A 20,870-nucleotide genomic window follows, 5' to 3' on the forward strand; every position below is an offset into this window, starting at 1 on the left:
CTCCGCGGTGCTGAGATGAGTCGATGAGCTCTTGTGGAGCAGGTCAGGAGAGCCCGAGCTCGTCGTCGAGGAGATCGAAGATCTCGTCTGCCGTAGCGGACTGGATTTCACGGTCTTCTGCGGTGCTGTCCGTAGCACTGTGCGTTTCATTCCACTTCGACAGGAGGTCGCGCAGGCGGGTGGTGATGCCGGTGCGCTCGGTGTCGTCCGGGGCGATCGTGGCGAGGAGCGTTTCGAGCTTGTCGAGCTCCGCGTGCACGGGCTGGTGTCCGGCAGCGTTGTCCAGGCCCAGCTCCTCGCGCAGATATCCGGCGAGCGCGGTGGGCGTCGGGTAGTCGAAGATCAGCGTGACCGGCAGCCGCAGCCCGGCGGCGGCGCCCAGCCGGTTGCGCAGATCCACGGCGGTGAGCGAGTCGAAGCCCAGGTCGAGGAAGCCCCGCCCGGCGTCCACGTCGTCCGGGGTGGCGTAGCCGAGGACGGCGGCCACATGGCCGAGGACGACCTCCAGCAGCTCCCGGTCGCGTTCGGTCTCCGAGAGCCCGGAGAGCCGTTCGGCGAGCGAGCCCGCACCCGAGTCGGCCACGGCACCGACACCGGTGGCCCCGGTGTCGGCGGAGCGCCGTACGGGGGTACGGACCAGGCCGCGCAGCAGTGGCGGCAGCAGCCCGGCGGCGGCCTGGCCGCGCAGGGCGCCCGTGTCGACGCGGATCGGCACCAGTACGGACTCGGACAGAGTGCCCGCCACGTCGAACAGCGCCAGGCCCTCGTCCTGGCCGAGCGCCTCGAAGCCGCCGCGCGAGATGCGGGTGACATCGGTGGTGTCCAGGCTTCCGGCCATGCCGTCGGCGGTCGCCCACAGGCCCCAGGCGAGGGAGCTCGCGGGCAGGCCCTGGGCGTGGCGGTGCCGGGCGAGCGCGTCCAGGAAGGCGTTGGCCGCGGCGTAGTTGCCCTGTCCCGCGCTGCCGAAGGCACCGGCGGCGGAGGAGAAGAGCACGAACGCGGCCAGGTCCTTCTCCCGGGTCAGCTCGTGGAGGTTCCACGCCGCGTCCACCTTGGGGCGCAGCACCGTGTCGATCCGCTCACCGGTCAGCGAGCTGATCACGCCGTCGTCCAGGACGCCCGCGGTGTGTACCACGGCGGTCAGCGGACGGTCGGCGGGGAGGGCCGCGAGGGTCGCGGCCAGGGCATCCCGGTCGGCGGCGTCACAGGCGGCCCAGGTGACCTCGGCGCCCATCTCGCCCAGTTCGGCGGCGAGTTCGGCCGCGCCGGGGGCGTCGCCGCCCCGTCGGCTGAGCAGCAGCAGACGGCGTACGCCGCGCGCCCGCACCAGGTGGCGGGCGAACAGGCCGCCCAGGGCGCCGGTGGCGCCGCTGAGCAGCACGGTGCCGTCCGGGTCGCCGAGACCGGCGGGCTCGGGCGTGTCCGGCAGGGCCGGGACCCGGGCGAGCCGGTAGGCGTGGCCGGTGCCGGAGCGCAGGGCCAGCTGCGGTTCATCGGTGGCGAGCACCGACGGCAGGGCCCGCTGGGAGGCGTCGGTGCCGTCGGTGTCGACCAGGACGAACCGGCCGGGGTTCTCCGACTGCGCGGACTTGACCAGGCCCCACACGGTGGTGTGGACCAGGTCGGCGATGTCATCGCCGGGGGCCGCGGCGACCGCGCCCCGGGTGACGAGGACGAGTCGGGTGTCGGCCAGCCGCTGGTCGTTCAGCCAGTTCTGGACCAGGTCCAGGGCGTTCCGGGCGGCGGCCCGCGCGGTGTCGGCGAGGGATGCGACGCCGCCGGTGTCGGCGAGGGGAGCCACGACCACATCGGGGGCGGCCGCGCCGCCGTCGAGGGCGGTGGTGAGTGCCGCGAGGTCCGCGTGGTCGTCCAGCCGCTCGCCCGCCACGGTGAAGCCGGTGGCGGCGCCGAGGGTCACCCAACGCTCGCCCAGCGGGATATCGGTGGCGGACGCGGACAGGGCCGTCCACTCCGGGCGGAACAGCGACTCGTGGTACGCGGCCCGCGAGGCGTCCAACTGCTCGGCCGCGAGCGGCCGCAGCACGAGGCCGTCGATGGTGGCGACGGGGGCGCCGGTGCCGTCGGCGAGGTGCAGCGACACCCCTTCGGCGCCGGGCCGCAGCCGTACGCGCAGCGATGCGGCGCCCCCGGCGTACAGCCGTACACCGGTCCAGGCGAACGGCAGCCGCGCCCCTTCGCCGCCCTCGCGCTCCGAGTCGAGGCCGAGGGTGTGCAGGGCGGCGTCCAGCAGCGCCGGATGCACCCCGTACGCGGCGGCCTGGGGCTCGAAGCCCTGGGGCAGCCGGATCTCGGCGAACAGCTCGTCGCCACGCCGCCAGGCGGCGTCCAGCCCCTGGAAGACCGGGCCGTAGCCGAGTCCGGCGGCGGCCGCGCCCGCGTAGAACTCCTCGGTGGCCAGCGCCGTCGCGTCGGCGGGCGGCCACACGCCCAGGTCCGGCTGTTCGGGCCAGTCGGCCTCGCCCGGGGCGAGGAAGCCGGTGGCGTGGCGGATCCACGGCTCGTCGGCGGGGACGTCCTCGCGGCGCGAATGCAGGGTCAGCGCGCGCCGCCCCGTCTCGTCGGCCGCCGCGAGCTCCAGCCGTAGCTGGACGGCACCCTGTTCGGGCAGGACCAGCGGGGCCTGGAGGGTCAGCTCCTCGACCGTGTCACAGCCCGCCTCGTGGCCGGCCCGCAGCGCGAGCTCGACGAACGCGGTGCCGGGCAGCAGCACCGTGTCCATGACGGCGTGGTCGGCCAGCCACGGGTGGGTCGGCAGCGCCAGCCGCCCGGTGAACACGAAGCCACCGGTGTCGGGCAGTTCCACCGCCGCGCCCAGCAGCGGATGGTCGGCCGAGCCGAGGCCCGCCAGGACCACGTCCTCGACGGAGATGCCCACGTCGAGCCAGTAGCGCTGGCGCTGGAAGGCGTAGGTGGGCAGCGCCACGCGGCGGGCGCCGCGCCCGCCGTAGACCGCCGCCCAGTCCGGGGCCGCGCCGCGGACATGGATCTGGGCGAGGGCGGTGGCGAGCACCTGGGCCTCGGAGCGGCCGCCGCGCAGGGTGGGGACGAACACCGCGCGGGCGTCGGTGTCCCCGTCGGTGCCGGTCTCCGTCTCGGCGAGGCAGTCCTCGCCCATCGCGGAGAGCACCCCGTCCGGGCCGAGCTCCACGAAGGTGGTCACACCCTGGTCGCGCAGGGTGCGGACGCCGTCGAGGAAGCGGACGGACTCACGGACGTGGCGCACCCAGAACTCCGGCAGACGGATCTCGTCGGCGGCGGCCACGGTGCCGGTGAGACAGGACACCAGCGGGATCTTCGGGGCGTTGAAGGTCAGGCCCTCGGCCAGCTTGCGGAAGTCCGCGAGCATCGGGTCCATATACGGCGAGTGGAAGGCATGGCTGACCGTGAGCCGCTTGGTCTTGCGGCCCCGCGCCTCGAAAGCCGCCGCGATCTCCGCCGCCGCGTCCTCGTCACCCGCGATGACCACCGACGTCGGCCCGTTGACGGCGGCGACGCTCACCCGGTCGGTGAGCAGCGGCGCCACCTCGTCCTCGGACGCCTGGACGGCGATCATCGCGCCACCGCCCGGAAGCTCCTGCATCAACCGACCGCGGGCGGCGACCAGCGCACACGCGTCGGCGAGCGAGAACACGCCCGCCACATGCGCGGCGGCGATCTCACCGATGGAGTGGCCGGCCAGGTAGTCCGGTGTGAGACCCCACGCCTCGACCAGCCGGAACAGCGCCACCTCGACGGCGAACAGCGCGGGCTGGGTGACGGCGGTGCGGTCCAGCGCCTGGGCGTCCTCGCCGAACAGCACGGTCTTCAGCGGCCGTTCGAGGTGGCGGTCCAGCTCGTCGCACACCTCGTCCAGCGCCTCCGCGAAGCGCGGGAACGCCCCGTACAGCTCACGGCCCATACCGAGCCGCTGACTGCCCTGCCCGGTGAACAGGAACGCCACCTTGCCCTCGGTGGCCACTCCGCGCAGCGCCTGCGCCGGGTGCTCACCGCGTGCCAGCGCGTCCAGCGCGCCCAGCACCTCGTCAGCCCCGTCATGGCCTTCGGCGACCAGCGCGACGCGGTGTTCGAGCGCGGCGCGGGTCGTCGCGAGCGAGAAGCCCAGATCGGTGAGGGCGGTCCGGGGCTCGGCGGCGATCCGCGACCGCAGCCGCCGCGCCTGGGCCCGCACACCGTCCTCGGTACGGGCTGACACCAGCACGGGCACATACGGCAGGGCCTCGGGCTCCACCGCGGGCTCATCCGGCTCCAGGGCGGGCGGCTGCTCGATGATGGCGTGGGCGTTGGTGCCGCTGATGCCGAACGAGGACACCGCGGCCCGGCGCGGACGGCCGGTCTCCGGCCACTCCCGCGCCTCGGTCAGCAGCGACACCGCCCCCGCCGACCAGTCCACATGCGGCGACGGCTCGTCCACGTGCAGGGTTTGCGGCAGCAGGCCGTGCCGCATCGACAGCACCATCTTGATGATGCCCGCGACACCGGAAGCGGCCTGGGTGTGGCCCAGGTTGGACTTGACGGAGCCCAGCCACAGCGGCCGCTCCGCGTCCCGCTCCCGGCCGTAGGTGGCCAGCAGCGCCTGGGCCTCGATCGGGTCGCCCAGCGTCGTGCCCGTGCCATGCGCCTCGACCACGTCCACCTCACCGGTGGTCAGGCGGGCGTTGGCGAGGGCCTGGCGGATGACGCGCTGCTGGGACGGGCCGTTGGGCGCCGTCAGACCGTTCGACGCACCGTCCTGGTTGACGGCCGAGCCGCGCACGATCGCCAGCACCTCATGGCCGTTCTTCTTCGCGTCCGACAGCCGCTCCAGCAGCAGCATGCCCGCGCCCTCGCCCCAGCCGGTGCCGTCGGCGGCGGCCGCGAAGGACTTGCAGCGGCCGTCCCTGGCCAGTCCGCGCTGGCGGCTGAAGTCGATGAACGTACCCGGGGTGAACATCACCGTGACGCCGCCCGCCAACGCGAGCGAGCACTCGCCCTGGCGCAGCGCCTGCGCCGCCAGATGCAGCGCGACCAGCGAGGACGAGCAGGCCGTGTCGACCGTGACGGCCGGGCCCTCCAGGCCGAAGGTGTACGCCACCCGGCCGGACACCACACTGCTGGAGCTGCCGGTGCCGAGATAGCCCTCGACCTCGTTCGGCACGGCGTGCAGCCGGGACCCGTAGTCGTGGTACATGACGCCCGCGAACACACCGGTACGGCTGCCGCGCACCGACAGCGGATCGATTCCGGCGCGCTCGAACGCCTCCCACGTGGTCTCCAGCAGCAGCCGCTGCTGCGGGTCCATGGCGAGGGCCTCGCGCGGCGAGATCCCGAAGAACGCCGGGTCGAAGTCGGCCGCGTCGTGCAGGAAACCGCCCTCGCGGGCGTAGGAGGTGCCCTGGGTCTCCGGGTCCGGGTCGTAGAGCGCCTCGAGGTCCCAGCCGCGGTTGTCCGGGAAGCGGGAGATGCCGTCCTCGCCCGCGGCGAGCAGCTGCCACAGCTCCTCGGGCGTGGTGACCCCGCCCGGGTAGCGGCAGCTCATGGCCACGATGGCGATCGGCTCGTCGTCGGTGGCGGCCACGACCGGCACCGGTGTGTGCACCGCCGGGGAGTCCGTGCCGACGAGCTCGGTCCGCAGATGGCGGGCCAGGACCTGCGGGTCCGGGTAGTCGAAGATGAGCGTGGCGGGCAGCCGTAGCCCGGTGACGGTGTTGAGCTGGTTGCGCAGTTCGACGGCGGTCAGCGAGTCGAAGCCAAGCTCCTTGAACGCCCGGCCGGAACCGATGGTCTCCGCGCCCGCGTAACCGAGCACGGTGGCCACCTGCGCCCGGACCAGATCCAGCAGCAGCCGCTCCTGCTCGGGCTCGGAGAGCCCGGCGAGCCGCCCGGCAAGACCGGACTCGCCCCCGGCCGCGGCCGCGTCCACCGCGCGCCGCGCCGGAATCCGCACCAGACCGCGGAACAGGGGCGAGATCGCGGGCTGGTTGCGCAGCGCCGCGAGGTCCACCCGCATGGGCACCAGCGACGCCTCGCGGACGGTCAGTGCGGTGTCGAGCAGCGCGAGGCCCTCCGCCACCGGCAGCGGCGGCAGTCCGGCGCGCCGCATCCGGCTGATGTCGGCCTCGTCCAGCGTGCTGCCCATCCCGGCCCCGGCCCACAGGCCCCATGCCAGCGCGGTGGCGGGCAGGCCCTGCGCGGTGCGGTGGCGGGCGAGCGCGTCCAGGAAGGCGTTGGCGGCCGCGTAGTTGCCCTGCCCCGGACCGCCGAACACACCGGAGGAGGACGAGAACAGAACGAAGGCCGTCAGGTCCAGGTCGCGGGTGAGCTCATGGAGGTTCCACGCCGCGTCCACCTTCGGACGCATCACATGGTCGACGCGCTCAGAGGTCAGCGAACTGATCACACCGTCGTCCAGCACACCGGCGGTGTGCACGACGGCCGTGAGCGGATGCTCGGCGGGGACGGTGGCAAGGGTCGCGGCCAGCGCGCCCCGGTCCGCCACGTCACAGGCCGCCCAGGCCACCTCGGCGCCCAACTCGCCCAGCTCGGCGGTGAGTTCAACCGCACCCGGCGCCTCGTCGCCACGGCGGCTGACCAGCAGCAGATGCCGTACGCCACGTTCGGCCACCAGATGCCGCGCCACCAGACCGCCCAGCGAACCGGACGCACCGGTCACCAGCACCGTGCCCTCGGGGTCGAGACCCCGGGCGTCGTCGCCCTCCGGCTCCACGGCCACCCGCGCCAGCCGGGGCACGGACACCGCGCCCGCGCGGATCGCCAGCTGCGGCTCGTCCGAGGCCAGGGCGGCGGGCAGGGCGCGCAGCGACTCCTCGGCACCGTCGATGTCCACCAGCACGAACCGGCCCGGGTTCTCCGTCTGCGCCGAGCGCAGCAGACCCCAGACGGCCGCACCGGCCAGGTCCGCCACCGGCTCGTCGGCCTCGGCGGCCACCGCGCCACGGGTCAGCACGACCAGCGGGGCGTCCCCGAACCGCTCCTCCTCGAGCCACCGCTGGACGGCGGTGAGCGCCGCGGCGGCGGCGCGGTGCGCCGCACGGGCCGACTGCTCACCGAGTTCGGCGGACGGCGATACGACGACGTACTCGGGCGCGGGCGCCGTGCCCGCGGCGACCGCCGCGGCCAGCGTCGCGAGATCCCCGTACGCCGTGGTCCCGAGCCCGAACGGATCGGCGCCCAGCACCGCCCACCGGCCGTCGGTCGGCACATCCGCCCCGGCCGCGTCGGCGAGCCCGGCCGTAGTCGTCCACTCCAGGCGGAACAGCGACTCGTGGTAGGCCGTCCGCGCGCTCTGGAGCTGCTCGGCCGAGACCGGGCGCAGTCCGAGCGTCTCGACGGCCGCGACCGGCGCACCCGTGGTGTCGGCGATCTCCAGCCGGACACCGTCGTTGCCCGCGGAGGTCAGACGCACCCGCAGCGCCGAGGCGCCGCTCGCGTACAGCGACACACCGGTCCAGGCGAACGGCAGCCGCCCTTCCCCGCCCGTGTTGCCCAGGCCGCCCATCCCGATGGCGTGCAGCGCGGAGTCCAGCAGCGCCGGGTGCAGCCCGAACGCGCCGGCCTCCTCGGCCGTGCCCTCGTCCAGCGCCACCTCGGCGAACACCTCGCCACCGCGCTGCCACGCCCTGCGCAGCCCCTGGAACGCGGGGCCGTAGGCGAAGCCGATGTCCAGCAGGCCCTCGTAACGGCCGTCCAGCTCCACTTCCGTGGCACCCGCCGGGGGCCACTCGGTCAGCTCGAACGACGCCTCCGGACGGCCGCCGGACGACAGGACACCGGTGGCGTGCCGGGTCCACGGCTCATCGGCGGGCAGGCTCTCCAGCCGGGAGTGCAGCGCCAGCGGGCGGCGGCCGGTCCCGTCCGCCGCACCGACCGAGAGCCGCAGCTGGACACCGCCTTGCGCGGGCAGGACCAGCGGCGCTTCGAGGGTCAGCTCCTCCAGATAGTCGCAGCCGACGTGGTCACCGGCGCGGATGGCCAGCTCCACGAACGCGGTACCGGGCAGCAGCACCGTGTCCAGGATGGTGTGGCCCGCGAGCCACGGGTGCGTGGACAGCGCCAGCCGTCCGGTGAACAACATCCCGTCCGCGTCCGGCAGTTCGGCACTTGCGCCGAGCAGCGGATGTTCGGCCTCGCCCAGCCCGACCGCGGCCACATCGCCGAGGAACAGCGACGAGACCTTCGGCCAGTAGCGCTGCCGCTGGAAGGGGTAGGTCGGGAACTCGGCCAGCTCGACCCGCGCGGCGCCCGTACCGGCGTAGTAGGCCGCCCAGTCCATCACGACGCCACGGACATGCGCCCGCGCGACGGCCTTCGTGAGCGCCTCGGCCTCGGGACGGTCCTTGCGCAGCACGGCGGCGAAGGCGGCGTCGGACTCGGCGTCCACGCACTCCTGGGCCATGGCGGTGAGCACACCGTCGGGGCCGAGCTCGACGTAGGTGGTGACGCCCTGGGCTTCCAACGTCCGGACGCCATCGAGGAAGCGGACGGCCTCGCGGACGTGGCGCACCCAGAAGTCGGGGGTCGCGATCTCCTCGGCGGAGACGACGTTCCCGGTGAGGTTGGAGACGATCGGGATGCGCGGGGCCTCGTACGACAGGCCCTCCGCGACCTCGCGGAACGCGTCCAGCATCCCGTCCATGCGGGGCGAGTGGAACGCGTGGCTGACCGTGAGCTGCTTGGTCTTACGCCCCTGCGCCTCGAACGACGCCGCGATCTCCAGCGCCGCGTCCTCATCACCCGCGATAACGACCGACGTCGGCCCGTTGAGCGCGGCAATCGACACCCGCTCGCTGAGCAGCGGCGCCACCTCGTCCTCGGACGCCTGCACCGCGATCATCGCGCCACCGGCCGGAAGCTCTTGCATCAGACGGCCACGGGCCGCCACCAGCGTGCACGCGTCGGCGAGGGACAGCACACCCGCCACATGCGCGGCGGCAAGCTCGCCGATCGAGTGCCCGGAGAGGAAGTCCGCCTTCAGACCCCACGCCTCGACCAGCCGGAACAGCGCCACCTCGACCGCGAACAACGCGGGCTGGGTGAACCCGGTCCGGTCCAGCGCCTCTGCGTCCTCCCCGAACAACACCTCACGAAGCGGCCGTTCGAGATGCGCGTCCAGATGGGCGCACGCCTCGTCCAGCGCGTCCGCGAACGCCGGGAAGGCGTCGTACAGCTCACGGCCCATCCCCAGCCGCTGGCTCCCCTGCCCGGTGAACAGGAACGCCACCTTGCCACCGGACACCGAACCCCGCACGAGCCCGGCCGCCGTGCGGCCCTCGGCGAGCGCCGCCAGGCCGGACAGCAGCCCGTCCCGGTCCTCGGCCACGAGCGCCGCGCGCTCCTCGAAGGCGGCACGGCGCGTGGCGAGCGTGAACGCCACATCGGTGGCGTCCAGTTCGGGCCGGTCGCCGAGGTGGGCGCGCAGCCGTGCGGCCTGGTCGCGCAGGCCCTCGGGGGACTTGGCGGAGAGCACCCAGGCGGCCGGGACGCCGGACCGCGGCGCAGCGACGGGCCCCGCGTCCTCGCTCTCGTCCGCGTACCCGGGCGCCTGCTCGATGATGGTGTGCGCGTTGGTGCCGCTGATACCGAACGAGGACACCGCGGCCCGGCGCGGACGGCCGGTCTCCGGCCACTCCCGCGCCTCGGTCAGCAGCGACACCGCGCCCGCCGACCAGTCGACGTGCGGGGTGGGCTCATCGACGTTGAGGGTCTGCGGCAGCACTCCGTGCCGGATGGCCAGCACCATCTTCAGCACACCGGCGACACCGGCCGCGGCCTGCGTGTGGCCGAAGTTCGACTTGATGGAGCCCAGCCACAACGGCTGCCCCTCGGGCCGCTCCTGGCCGTAGGTGGCGAGCAGCGCCTGGGCCTCGATGGGGTCGCCGAGCTTGGTGCCGGTGCCGTGCGCCTCGACCGCGTCCACCTCGGACGTCGACAGCCCGGCGCTCGCCAGGGCCTGCCGGATCACCCGCTGCTGCGACGGACCATTCGGCGCGGTCAGACCGTTCGACGCGCCGTCCTGGTTGATGGCGCTGCCGCGCACGATGGCCAGCACCTCATGGCCGTTGCGCCGCGCGTCCGACAGCCGCTCCACGAGCAGCATGCCGATGCCCTCACCCCAGCCGGTGCCATCCGCACCCGCCGCGAACGCCTTGATCCGACCATCCGCCGCAAGACCACGCTGACGACTGAAATCAACAAACGAGCCCGGCGTCGACATCACCGTCACACCACCGGCCAACGCCAACGAGCACTCACCCGCCCGCAACGCCTGAACCGCCCAGTGCAACGCCACCAACGACGACGAACACGCCGTGTCCACCGTCACCGAAGGACCCTCAAGCCCCAACGCGTACGACACCCGGCCCGACAGCACACTCGCCGCGTTACCCGTCCCCACGAAGCCTTCCGAGCCATCGGGGGCGGACAGGATGACGGGCAGGTAGTCCTGGCCGTTGGTGCCCGCGAACACACCGACCTGCTGACCGCGCAGCGTGGTCGGATCGATCCCCGCCCGCTCGAACGCCTCCCAGGACGTCTCCAGCAGCAACCGCTGCTGCGGATCCATGGCAAGCGCCTCACGCGGCGAAATACCGAAGAAGCCGGGGTCGAACTCGGCCGCGTCCGCGAGGAATCCGCCCTCGCGGACGTAACTGCCGTACTCGGTGGCGGAGTCCGGGTCGTAGAGCGACTCCAGGTCCCAGCCGCGGTCGGCGGGGAACTCCGTCACCGCGTCCTGGCCGGACGCCAGCAGCCGCCACAGCTCCTCGGGCGACCGTACGCCACCCGGGAAGCGGCAGCTCATCCCGACGATCGCGATGGGGTCATCGTCCAGAGCCACGCCCACCGACGACGCGCCGGTCACCGCCGGGCGGGAGCCGATGAGTTCGGCCTGGAGGTGATCGGCGAGGGCGATCGGGGTGGGGTAGTCGTAGATGATGGTGGCGGGCAGCTTCAGCCCGGTGAGGGTGGAGAGCAGGTTGCGGATCTCCACCGCGGTGAGGGAGTCGAAGCCGATGTCGCGGAAGGCGCGGCCGGGCTCCACCGAGTCCGGTCCGGGGTGGCCGAGGACGACGGCCACCTGGGTGCGGACGAAGTCCACGGCGATCCGCTCGCGTTCCTCGTCGGTTCCGGCGTCGGTGAGCCGCTGGGCCAGCGAGGTGGTCCCCCCGAAGCGGGCGGGGCCGTCATGGGACGCACGCGCGGCGTTGATGGCGCGCTTCGCCTCGCCGAGGTCGGCGAGCAGGGGGTTCGGACGGTGGGCGGAGAGGCCCGGTGCGAAGCGGTCCCATTCGATGTCGACGACGAGGGAGAAGGTCTCGTCGAGGTCGAGCGCGGCCCCCAGGGCGGCGGTGGCCAGTTCCGGAGCGAGGGCGGGCAGCCCGGAGTGCCGGAGCCGCTCGGCCACCAGCTCGTCTGTGGCCATACCGCCGTCGGCCCAGGCCCCCCAGGCCATCGAGGTGGCGGGCAGCCCCTCGGCGCGGCGCTGTTCGGCGAGCGCGTCGAGATAGGCGTTGGCGGCTACGTAGTTGGCCTGTCCGGCGGCGCCGAAGGTGGCGGCCATGGAGGAGAAGAGCACGAAGGCGGACAGGTCGAGGCCGCGGGTGAGCTCGTGCAGATGGCGGGCGCCGTCGGCCTTGACGCGCAGCACATCGGCCATCCGCCGTGGGGTCTGGGCGTCGAGCACCCCGTCGTCCAGCACTCCGGCGGCGTGGACGACCGTGGTCAGCGGGTGCTCCGCGGGTATGGACGCCAGCAGTCCGGCGAGGGCGTCGCGGTCGGCGACGTCGCAGGCGGCGATGGTCACCCGGGCGCCGAGGGCGGTGAGTTCGTCCCGCAGTTCGCCGGCGCCGGGGGCGTCCGGGCCGCGGCGGCCGGCGAGCAGGATGTGCTCGGCGCCGTGGGCCACGAGCCAGCGGGCGACATGGCCGCCGAGGGCGCCGGTGCCGCCGGTGATCAGCGCGGTGCCGTGGGTGGTCCAGCCGTCGCCGGTGGTCTCGTGGTGCGGGGCGCGGGCCAGCCGGCGGGCGTGGATGCCCTGCGGGCGGATCGCCAGGTGGTCCTCGCCGCTGATGCCCTCGGGCCCGGAGAGGATGTCGGCGAGCCGGCCCCGTGCGCGGTCGTCGGCGGTTTCGGGCAGGTCGATCAGACCGCCCCAGCGCTCGGGGTGTTCGAGGGCGACGGTGCGGCCCAGGCCCCAGATCCGGGCCTGGTCGGGGCGGGTGAGCCGGTCGGAACGGCCCACGGAGACCGCGCCGCGGGTGGCGGCCCACAGCGCGGCGTCGAGGTCCGCGTCACCGAGGGCCTGGACGAGGGCGAGGGTGCCCGCGAGTCCGGCGGTGAGCGCGGGGTGTTCGGTGTGCGGCCGCTCATCGAGGCCGAGCAGGGACAGGACGCCGTCGGCGTGCGGGGTCCGCCGCGGGTCGTCGGGCGAGGCCAGCGCGGTGCGGATCCGCTCGGCGATGCCCGCCCGGTCGTCCGCCGTGCCGTCCACGGCGATCTCGTGGACGCGTACGCCGCGTTCGGTCAGGGCCCGTACCGGCTCCGTGACCCACGGGTCGCCGGTGTGCCCGGCGGGGGTGACGACGAGCCAGGTGCCGGTGAACGGCCGGGGCTGGGTCTGCGGCAGCGGCTTCCAGAGGGTGCGGTAGCGCCAGCCGTGCACCGTGGACCGGTCGTGGCTCTGCCGCCGCCACGCGGACAGGACGGGCAGCACCTCGCTGAGCGGCTGGTCGCCGTCGAGGCCGAGGGTCTCGACCAGGGCGGCCAGGTCCTCGGTGTGCACGACCTCCCAGAACCGGGCGTCGGCCACGGCGGGCGCGGCGGGATTCCCGGGGGCGTCGGAGTCCGAAAAGGGGTGGGCCGGCCAGTACCGCTGCCGCTGGAAGGCATAGGTGGGCAGGTCGACGCGGCGGGCGCCGGCACCGCTGTAGTACGCGTGCCAGTCGACGGGGACGCCACGCACATGGGCCCGAGCCAGCACCTGGTTGAGGGTGCGGGCCTCGGGACGGTCGGAGCGCAGGGCGGGCAGGAACGCGTACGTCCGCGCCTTGGCACCGGCCACGCAGTCCTGGGCCATGGCCGAGAGCACCCCGCCGGGGCCCAGTTCGACGAAGGTCGTCACGCCGTAGTCCTCGAGCCGGCGGACGGCGTCGAGGAAGCGGACGGTCTCGCGGACGTGGCGGACCCAGAAGTCGGGGCTGGTGATCTCGTCGGCGCCCACCAGGGTGCCGGTGAGGCTGGAGACGATCGGGATCCGCGGAGCCTCGTACGTCAGCCGCCGGGCGACCTGGCGGAAGTTCTCCAGCATTCCGTCCATGTGCGGGGAGTGGAAGGCGTGGCTGACGGTGAGCCGCTTGATCTTGCGGCCCTGGGCCTCGAACGACGCGGCGATCTCCGCCGCCGCACCCTCGTCACCGGCGATGACCACCGACGTCGGCCCGTTCAGCGCGGCGATCGAGACGCGCTCGGTGAGCAGCGGCGCGACCTCGTCCTCCGACGCCTGGACGGCGATCATCGCGCCACCGGTGGGCAGCTGCTGCATCAGCTGGCTGCGCGCGGCCACCAGGGCGGCGGCGTGGGTGAGCGAGAGCACCCCGGCGACATGGGCGGCGGCGATCTCGCCGATGGAGTGGCCGGAGAGGAAGTCGGGCCGCAGCCCCCAGGATTCGACGAGGCGGAAGAGGGCGACCTCGACGGCGAACAGCGCGGGCTGGGTGAAGCCGGTCAGGTCGAGCGCGGCGGCGTCGTCGCCGAACAGCACGTCCTTCAGCGGCCGGTCGAGGAAGCGGTCGAGCTGGGCGCAGACCGCGTCCAGCGCCTCGGCGAACACCGGGTACGTCTCGTACAGCTCACGGCCCATGCCGAGCCGCTGGCTGCCCTGGCCCGTGAAGAGGAACGCGACCTTGCCCTCGGCGGCCACTCCCTCGGCCACCTCGGAGTGGTGGCGGCCTTCGGCGAGCGCGCCGAGGCCCGCGAGCAGTTCATCGCGGTCGGCCGCGACGACCACGGCGCGGCGGTCGAGGGCGGCGCGGGTGACGGCCTGGGAGTAGCCGATGTCGGTGAGGTGGTGGCCGGGGTGGGCGGTCAGATGGGCGTGGAGCCGCAGCACCTGGGCCCGCAGTGCCTCCTCGCTCCTGCCCGAGAGCACGACCGGGACCAGTGGCAGGTCGGCCCGCTCCGGCTCGGTGTCCTCGGCGGGGGCCGGGGCCTCCTCCAGGATGGTGTGCACATTGGTGCCGCTCATGCCGAATGACGAGACGCCCGCACGGCGCGGCGTCGCGCCCTCGGAGTCCCGGGCCCACTCACGGGTGGTGGTGAGCAGCTCGACGTCCCCGGCCGTCCAGTCGACGTGCGGGGTGGGCTCGGTGAGGTGGAGCGTCTTGGGCAGCACACCGTGCCGCATCGCCATGACCATCTTGATGACACCGCCGACACCGGCGCCCGCCTGGGCGTGGCCGATGTTGGACTTGATGGAGCCGATGAGCAGCGGTTTCCCCTCGGGCCGGCCCTGGCCGTAGGTGGCGAGCAGCGCCTGCGCCTCGATCGGGTCGCCGAGGGCGGTGCCGGTGCCGTGCGCCTCGACGACGTCGACCTGGTCGGGCGTGAGCCTGGCGTTGGCCAGCGCCTGGAGGATGACCCGTTGCTGCGAGGGGCCGTTGGGCGCGGTCAGACCGTTGGACGCACCGTCCTGGTTGACGGCGGAGCCGCGCACCACGGCGAGCACCGGATGACCCTTGCGCTGGGCGTCCGAGAGCCGCTCGACCAGCAGCATGCCGATGCCCTCGCCCAGGCAGAAGCCGTCGGCCTCCGGGGCGAACGGCTTGGAACGCCCGTCGAAGGCCAGTCCGCGCATCTTGCTGTAGTCGATGAAGACGCCGGGCGCGGCCATCAGGGTCACCCCGCCGGCCAGCGCGAGCGAGCATTCGCCGTTGCGGAGCGCCTGGACCGCGAGGTGGAGGGCCACCAGGGAGGAGGAACAGGCGGTGTCGACGGTGGCGGCGGGGCCCTCGAAGCCGAAGGTGTAGGACAGCCGGCCGGAGGCGACGCTCGCGGCGTTGCCGGTGCCGAAGTAGCCCTCGAAGTTCTCACCGGAGCTGAGGATCGCGCCCAGGTAGTCGTGGTTGCTGGTACCGACGAAGACGCCGATCTGCTTGCCGCGCACCGAGACCGGGTCGATTCCGGCGCGCTCGAACGCCTCCCAGGACGTCTCCAGCAGCAGCCGCTGCTGCGGGTCCATGCCGAGCGCTTCACGCGGGCTGATGCCGAAAAAGGACGGGTCGAAGTCGGCGATCCCGTCGACGAATCCGCCCTCGCGCACATAGCTGCTGCCGGGGTGGTCCGGGTCCGGGTGGTACATCTTGTCGACGTCCCACCCGCGGTCGGTCGGGAATTCGCTGACCGCGTCGACACCGTCGCTGACGATACGCCACAGGTCCTCGGGCGACGACACGCCTCCGGGATAACGGCAGCCGATCCCCACGATGGCGATGGGGTCGTGGTTCTTCGCCTCGGCCTCTTGCAGGCGGAGGCGAGTCTGGTGCAGATCCGCCGTTACCAGCTTGAGGTAGTCCCGCAGCGTCTCTTCATTCGCCATTTACGCAATCCATTTACGGCAGACGGCATTGGAAAATGCTCTACAGATCCCGAAAGGGGAGCCGGTAACCGGCAAACAATCAGTCGACTTCTCGCTCAGAGGCTAGGCTCGAACTAATCCCCGCGCCAACCCCTAACTGCCCCCTACGACCCCCTGGCGGAACCAAGGAGAATAGGGGGGCAGCCGGTATTTCATAAGCTATTCGAGCGTAGTGAAAATCCTGTCCGACATCGAGAAGGACGTCAATAGCAGAATTCCCGTCATGCCCTTCCCAGACCCTTGTTGATGAATGCGAAGAGCTCTTCGTCGCTGGCCGACTGGAGCTGGTCGGCGTCGACCGTGTCCTTCGCCGGGGCCTGCGCCGGAACCGCCGCCGCGGGCTCGGCGGCCACCGCCGTACCGTCCGACTCGTCCCACTTCACCAGCAGGGACCGCAGCCGCATGGTGATCCGGGCCCGAGTGATGTTGTCGGGCGCGCTGCCGGTGAGCGTGGTCTCCAGCTTGTCCAGGTCCTCCAGCACCGACGCGCCGGAGGCGGCCTCGTCGGGCACGATCCCGGCCCGCAGATAGGCGGCCACCGCGGTCGGCGTAGGGTGGTCGAAGATCAGGCTCGGGGGCAGCTTCAGCCCGCTCGCGGCGCCCAGCCGGTTACGGAGTTCGACCGCGGTGAGCGAGTCGAATCCCAGGTCCTTGAAGGCCCGGCCGGCCTCGATGGCCTCGGCTCCGGAGTGGCCCAGTACGGCGGCCACCGCGGCGCGCACCAGGTCGAGCAGCACCCGCTCCCGCTCGGTCTCCGGCAGCGCCGCCAGCTGTCCGGCCAGTGCCACTCCGGCCGTCGCGGCAGCTCCATCGGCGGCTGAGCCGCCGGCCATCTCCTCGACGACCTCGACGGCCTCGGGCAGATCGTGCAGCAGCGGACGCGGCCGGTCGGCGGTGAAGGCGAGGGTGAAGCGCCGCCAGTCCATGTCGATGACGGTCAGCGCGGTCTCGTCGCGGTCCAGGGCGTGCTGGATCGTGGTGGCGGCCGGTTCGGGCTCCATCTCGTTGATGCCGTGGCGGCGCATCCGGTCGCCGACGGCGCCGTCCACCGTGCCGCCGTCGCCCCACGGGCCAAAGGTCAGCGTGGTGGCGGGCAGCCCGTCCGCGCGGCGCTGTTCGGCGAAGGCGTGCAGGAAGGCGTTGCCGGGCGCCTGGTTGCCCTGGCCGGGCGCGCCGAAGGTGGCCGAGAAGTGCGAGCACAGCACGAACGCGGTCAGGTCCAGGTCCCGGGTGAGCTCGTGCAGATGGCGGGTGGCGTCCACCTTCGGCCGCAGCACCCGCTCCACCTGGTCCGGCCTCAGCCCCTCGATCACTCCGTCGTCGCTGACCGCCGCGGTGTGCACGACGGCCGTCAGCGGCTGGTCGGCCGGGACGGCCGCGAGCACCTCGGCGAGCGCCGCGCGGTCGGTCACATCGCAGGCGGCGAGGGTGACCTTGGTGCCGAGCGCGGTCAGCTCGGCCTCCAGCTCGACCGCACCGGGGGCGTCGGCGCCCCGGCGGCTCACCAGCACCAGATGGTCGGCGCCGGCCGCGGCCAGCCAGCGGGCCACCTGCCCGCCCAGCGCGCCCGTACCGCCGGTGACCAGCGTGGTGCCGGCCGGCTGCCAGGACCGTACGGCGGAGGTGTCAGCCAGCGGGGCCCGCACCAGCCGGGGGCCGTAGACGCCCGCGGCGCGGATCGCCGCCTGGTCGTCGTCGCCGTCGGAGGCGAGGAGGCCCACCAGCCGGGCCAGGGAGCGCTCGTCGGGCGTCTCGGGCAGGTCGATCAGCCCGCCCCAGCGCTCCAGGTGCTCCAGCGCGGCCACCCGGCCCAGGCCCCAGACCAGCGCCTGCTCGGGGGCGGCCGGCCGGTCCGAGCCGCCGACGGAGACCGCGCCGTGGGTCAGGCACCACAGCGGGGCGCCGATCCCGGCGTCGCCGAGGGCCTGGACCAACGCCAGCTGGGCGGCCGTTCCGGCGGGCAGGGCGGGGTGCTCGGGGTGTGCGCCCGTGGCCGGGGCCAGCAGCGACACCACTCCGGCGAACGCGGCGCCGTCGGCTTCGGCTTCGGCGAGCGCGGTGTGCAGCCGCCCGGCCAGTTCGTCGCGGCCCTCGGCGCCGGTGTCCACCGCGAACCGCCGTACGTCGGCGCCCCGTTCGGCCAGCACACCGGCCACCGCGTCCGGCCACTCGGCCTCGGTGGCGGGCGCGACGACCAGCCAGGTGCCGGCCGGCCGGGCGGACCGCTCCTCGGTGAGCGGCTTCCAGGTGACGCGGTAGCGCCAGCCGTCCACGGTGGACTGCTCACGGGCCTGCTTGCGCCAGGACGCCAGGGCGGGCAGGACGGCGCTCATCGGCTGGTCGCCGTCGACCGTCAGCTCGGCGGCCAGCGCCTGCCAGTCCTCGGCCTCCACGGCGGCCCAGAACTTCGCCTCCACGGGGTCGTGTCCGCGCTCCCCCGCAGCCCGCGCGGCCGCGGCCTCGGGCCAGTAGCGCCGCGGCTGGAAGGCGTAGGTGGGCAGCGGGATACGGCGGGCTCCGGTGCCGTGGAACACCACGTCCCAGTCCACCGTCACCCCGCGCGACCACGCCTCGCCGACGGAGGCCCAGAACCGGTCAAGGCCACCCTCGTCCCGGCGCAGCGAGCCGATCGCGGCCGCGTCGAGACCGGCGTCCTCGGCGGTCTCCTGCACGCCCATGGTGAGCACCGGGTGGGCGCTGGACTCGATGAAAACCCCGAAGCCCTCGTCGAGCAACCGCCGGACGGCGCCCTCCAGCTCGACCGTACGACGCAGATTGGTGAACCAGTACTCGGCGTCCAGCTCCGGACCCTCGACCCACTCCCCCGTCACGGTGGACAGGAACGGCACCCGGGCGTCCTTCGGCTGCACGGGCGCCAGCAGTTCCAGCAGTTCCTCCCGGAGCAGCTCGACCTGCGCGGAGTGCGAGGCGTAGTCCACCGGCACCCGCCGGGCCCGGACCTCATCCGCCTCACACGCGGCGAGAAGCCCGTCCAGCGCGGTCGGCTCGCCCGAGACGACCACCGACGACGGCCCATTGACCGCCGCGATGGAGATCCGCTCCTCGCCCCACGACGCGATCCGCTCGCGTACGTCCGCCACCGGAAGCGCCACCGACACCATGCCGCCCTTGCCCGCCAGCACCCGGCCGATCGCCTGGCTGCGCAACGCCACCACACGGGCGGCGTCCTTCAGCGACAGGATCCCCGCCACACACGCCGCCGCGATCTCACCCTGCGAATGACCGATCACCGCCGCCGGAACAACACCCAGCGAACGCCACAACTCGGCCAGCGACACCATCACCGCGAACAACACCGGCTGCACCACATCGACGCGCTCCAGCGACGGCGCACCCTCCGCACCCCGCAACACATCCACCAACGACCAGTCGGTGAACTCCGCCAACGCCCCCGCACACTCCTCGATCCGCGCCGCGAAGACCGGCGAGGCGTCCATCAGCCCGACGCCCATCCGCACCCACTGGGACCCCTGCCCCGGGAAGACGAACGCGGTCTGCCCGGCGACCACGGTGCCCCGCTCCACACCGGCGGCCATGCCGCCCTCGGCGAGGGCGGTCAGCCCGGCCATCAGCTCCTCGCGGTCCCGGCCCTGGACCACCCCGCGGTGGTCCAGCGCGGAGCGGGTGGTGGCCAGCGACAGCCCGACGTCCACCGGGCGCAGCGCGGGCTCGTCGTGGAGCCGGTCCAGCAGTCGCCCGGCCTGGGCGCGCAGCGCCGCCGCGCTCTTGCCGGAGAGCACCCACGGCAGCACACCCGGCTGCTTGGACACCAGCTCGACCGGCTCCGGCTCCTCGGCGGGGGCCTGTTCGAGGATGGTGTGCGCGTTGGTGCCGCTGAAGCCGAACGAGGACACCGCGGCGCGGCGCGGACGGCCGGTCTCCGGCCACGGCGTGGCCGACCTGACCAGCGCTACCTTCCCCGCCGCCCAGTCGACGTGCGGGGACGGCTCGGCGATGTGCAGCGATTCGGGCACCACGCCGTGCTCCATCGCCAGCACCATCTTCATCACCCCGGCGATGCCCGCGGCGCCCTGGGTGTGGCCGATGTTGGACTTCACCGACCCCAGCAGCAGCGGTTGGTCCTCGGGGCGGTCCTGGCCGTAGGTGGCGAGCAGCGCCTGCGCCTCGATCGGGTCGCCCAGCGACGTCCCCGTGCCGTGCGCCTCGACGACGTCCACATCGCCGCCGGACAGCCTCGCACTGGCCAGCGCCTGCTGGATGACGCGCTGCTGGGACGGGCCGTTGGGCGCCGTCAGACCGTTGGACGCGCCGTCCTGGTTGACGGCCGAGCCGCGCACCACGGCCAGCACCCGGTGGCCGTTGCGGCGGGCCTCCGAGAGCCGCTCCAGCAGCAGGACGCCCACGCCCTCGGCCGGGCCGAAGCCGTCGGCGTCCGCCGCGAACGCCTTGCAGCGGCCGTCCTTGGACAGTCCGCGCTGGCGGCTGAACTCGATGAACAGCCCCGGGGTGGACATCACATGGACGCCGCCGGCCAGCGCGAGCGAGCATTCGCCCAGCCGCAGCGACTGGACGGCCAGGTGCAGCGCCACCAGGGACGCGGAACAGGCCGTGTCGACGGTGACGGCCGGGCCCTCCAGTCCGAACACATAGGAGAGCCGGCCGGAGACGACGCTGCCGGCGTTGCCGGTGCCAAGGTGTCCGCCGAAATCGTCCTCGGCGCCGAGCGCCACGTTCAGATAGTCGGAGGCGTTCATGCCCGCGAAGACACCGGTCCGGCTGCCGCGCACGGTGGCCGGGTCGATCCCGGCCCGCTCGAACGCCTCCCAGGAGGTCTCCAGCAGCAGCCGCTGCTGCGGGTCCATCGCGAGCGCCTCACGGGGCGAGATCCCGAAGAACGCCGCGTCGAACCGGGTGGCGTCGCCGAGGAACCCGCCCTCGCGGGTGTAGGTGGTGTCCGGGGTGTCCGGATCCGGGTCGAACAGGTTCTTCAGGTCCCAGCCGCGGTCGGCCGGGAACTCCGTCTGCGCCTCACCACCGGAGGCCATGAGCTGCCACAGCTCCTCGGGGGTGCGCACCCCTCCGGGGAAGCGGCAGCTCATGCCCACGATGGCGATCGGCTCATGGGCCTGGTCGTCGACTTCCTGCAACCGCCGGTGGGCGGCGGTGAGATCGGTGGTGACCTTCTTCAGATATTCGCGGAGCTTGGCTTCGTTCGGAGTCGCCATGGACGTTCACCTATTCG

At 73.4% G+C, this 20,870-nt stretch carries 2 protein-coding genes; both read right to left on the bottom strand.

Features of this window, described 5'->3' with window-relative positions; all coding sequences use genetic code 11:
- Nucleotides 1–43 precede the first annotated feature (43 nt).
- Entirely contained in the window at nt 44–15,607 is a 15,564-nt protein-coding gene (locus NQU54_RS01280) for a type I polyketide synthase (RefSeq protein ID WP_257629334.1), read from the bottom strand.
- Nucleotides 15,608–15,867: 260 nt separating this feature from the next.
- Nucleotides 15,868–20,817, bottom strand: a complete 4,950-nt coding sequence (locus tag NQU54_RS49025) for a type I polyketide synthase (RefSeq protein WP_502362191.1) — start codon at nt 20,815–20,817, stop codon at nt 15,868–15,870.
- Between the last annotated feature and the right edge of the window lie 53 nt (nt 20,818–20,870).

The organism is Streptomyces malaysiensis subsp. samsunensis (assembly GCF_024519315.1).
Taxonomy (GTDB): domain Bacteria; phylum Actinomycetota; class Actinomycetes; order Streptomycetales; family Streptomycetaceae; genus Streptomyces; species Streptomyces malaysiensis.

What these genes read in the sequence shown, in the direction of transcription:
- NQU54_RS01280 (WP_257629334.1), bottom strand. Translation starts at nt 15,607, where the DNA reads ATGGCGAATGAAGAGACGCTGCGGGACTACCTCAAGCTGGTAACGGCG.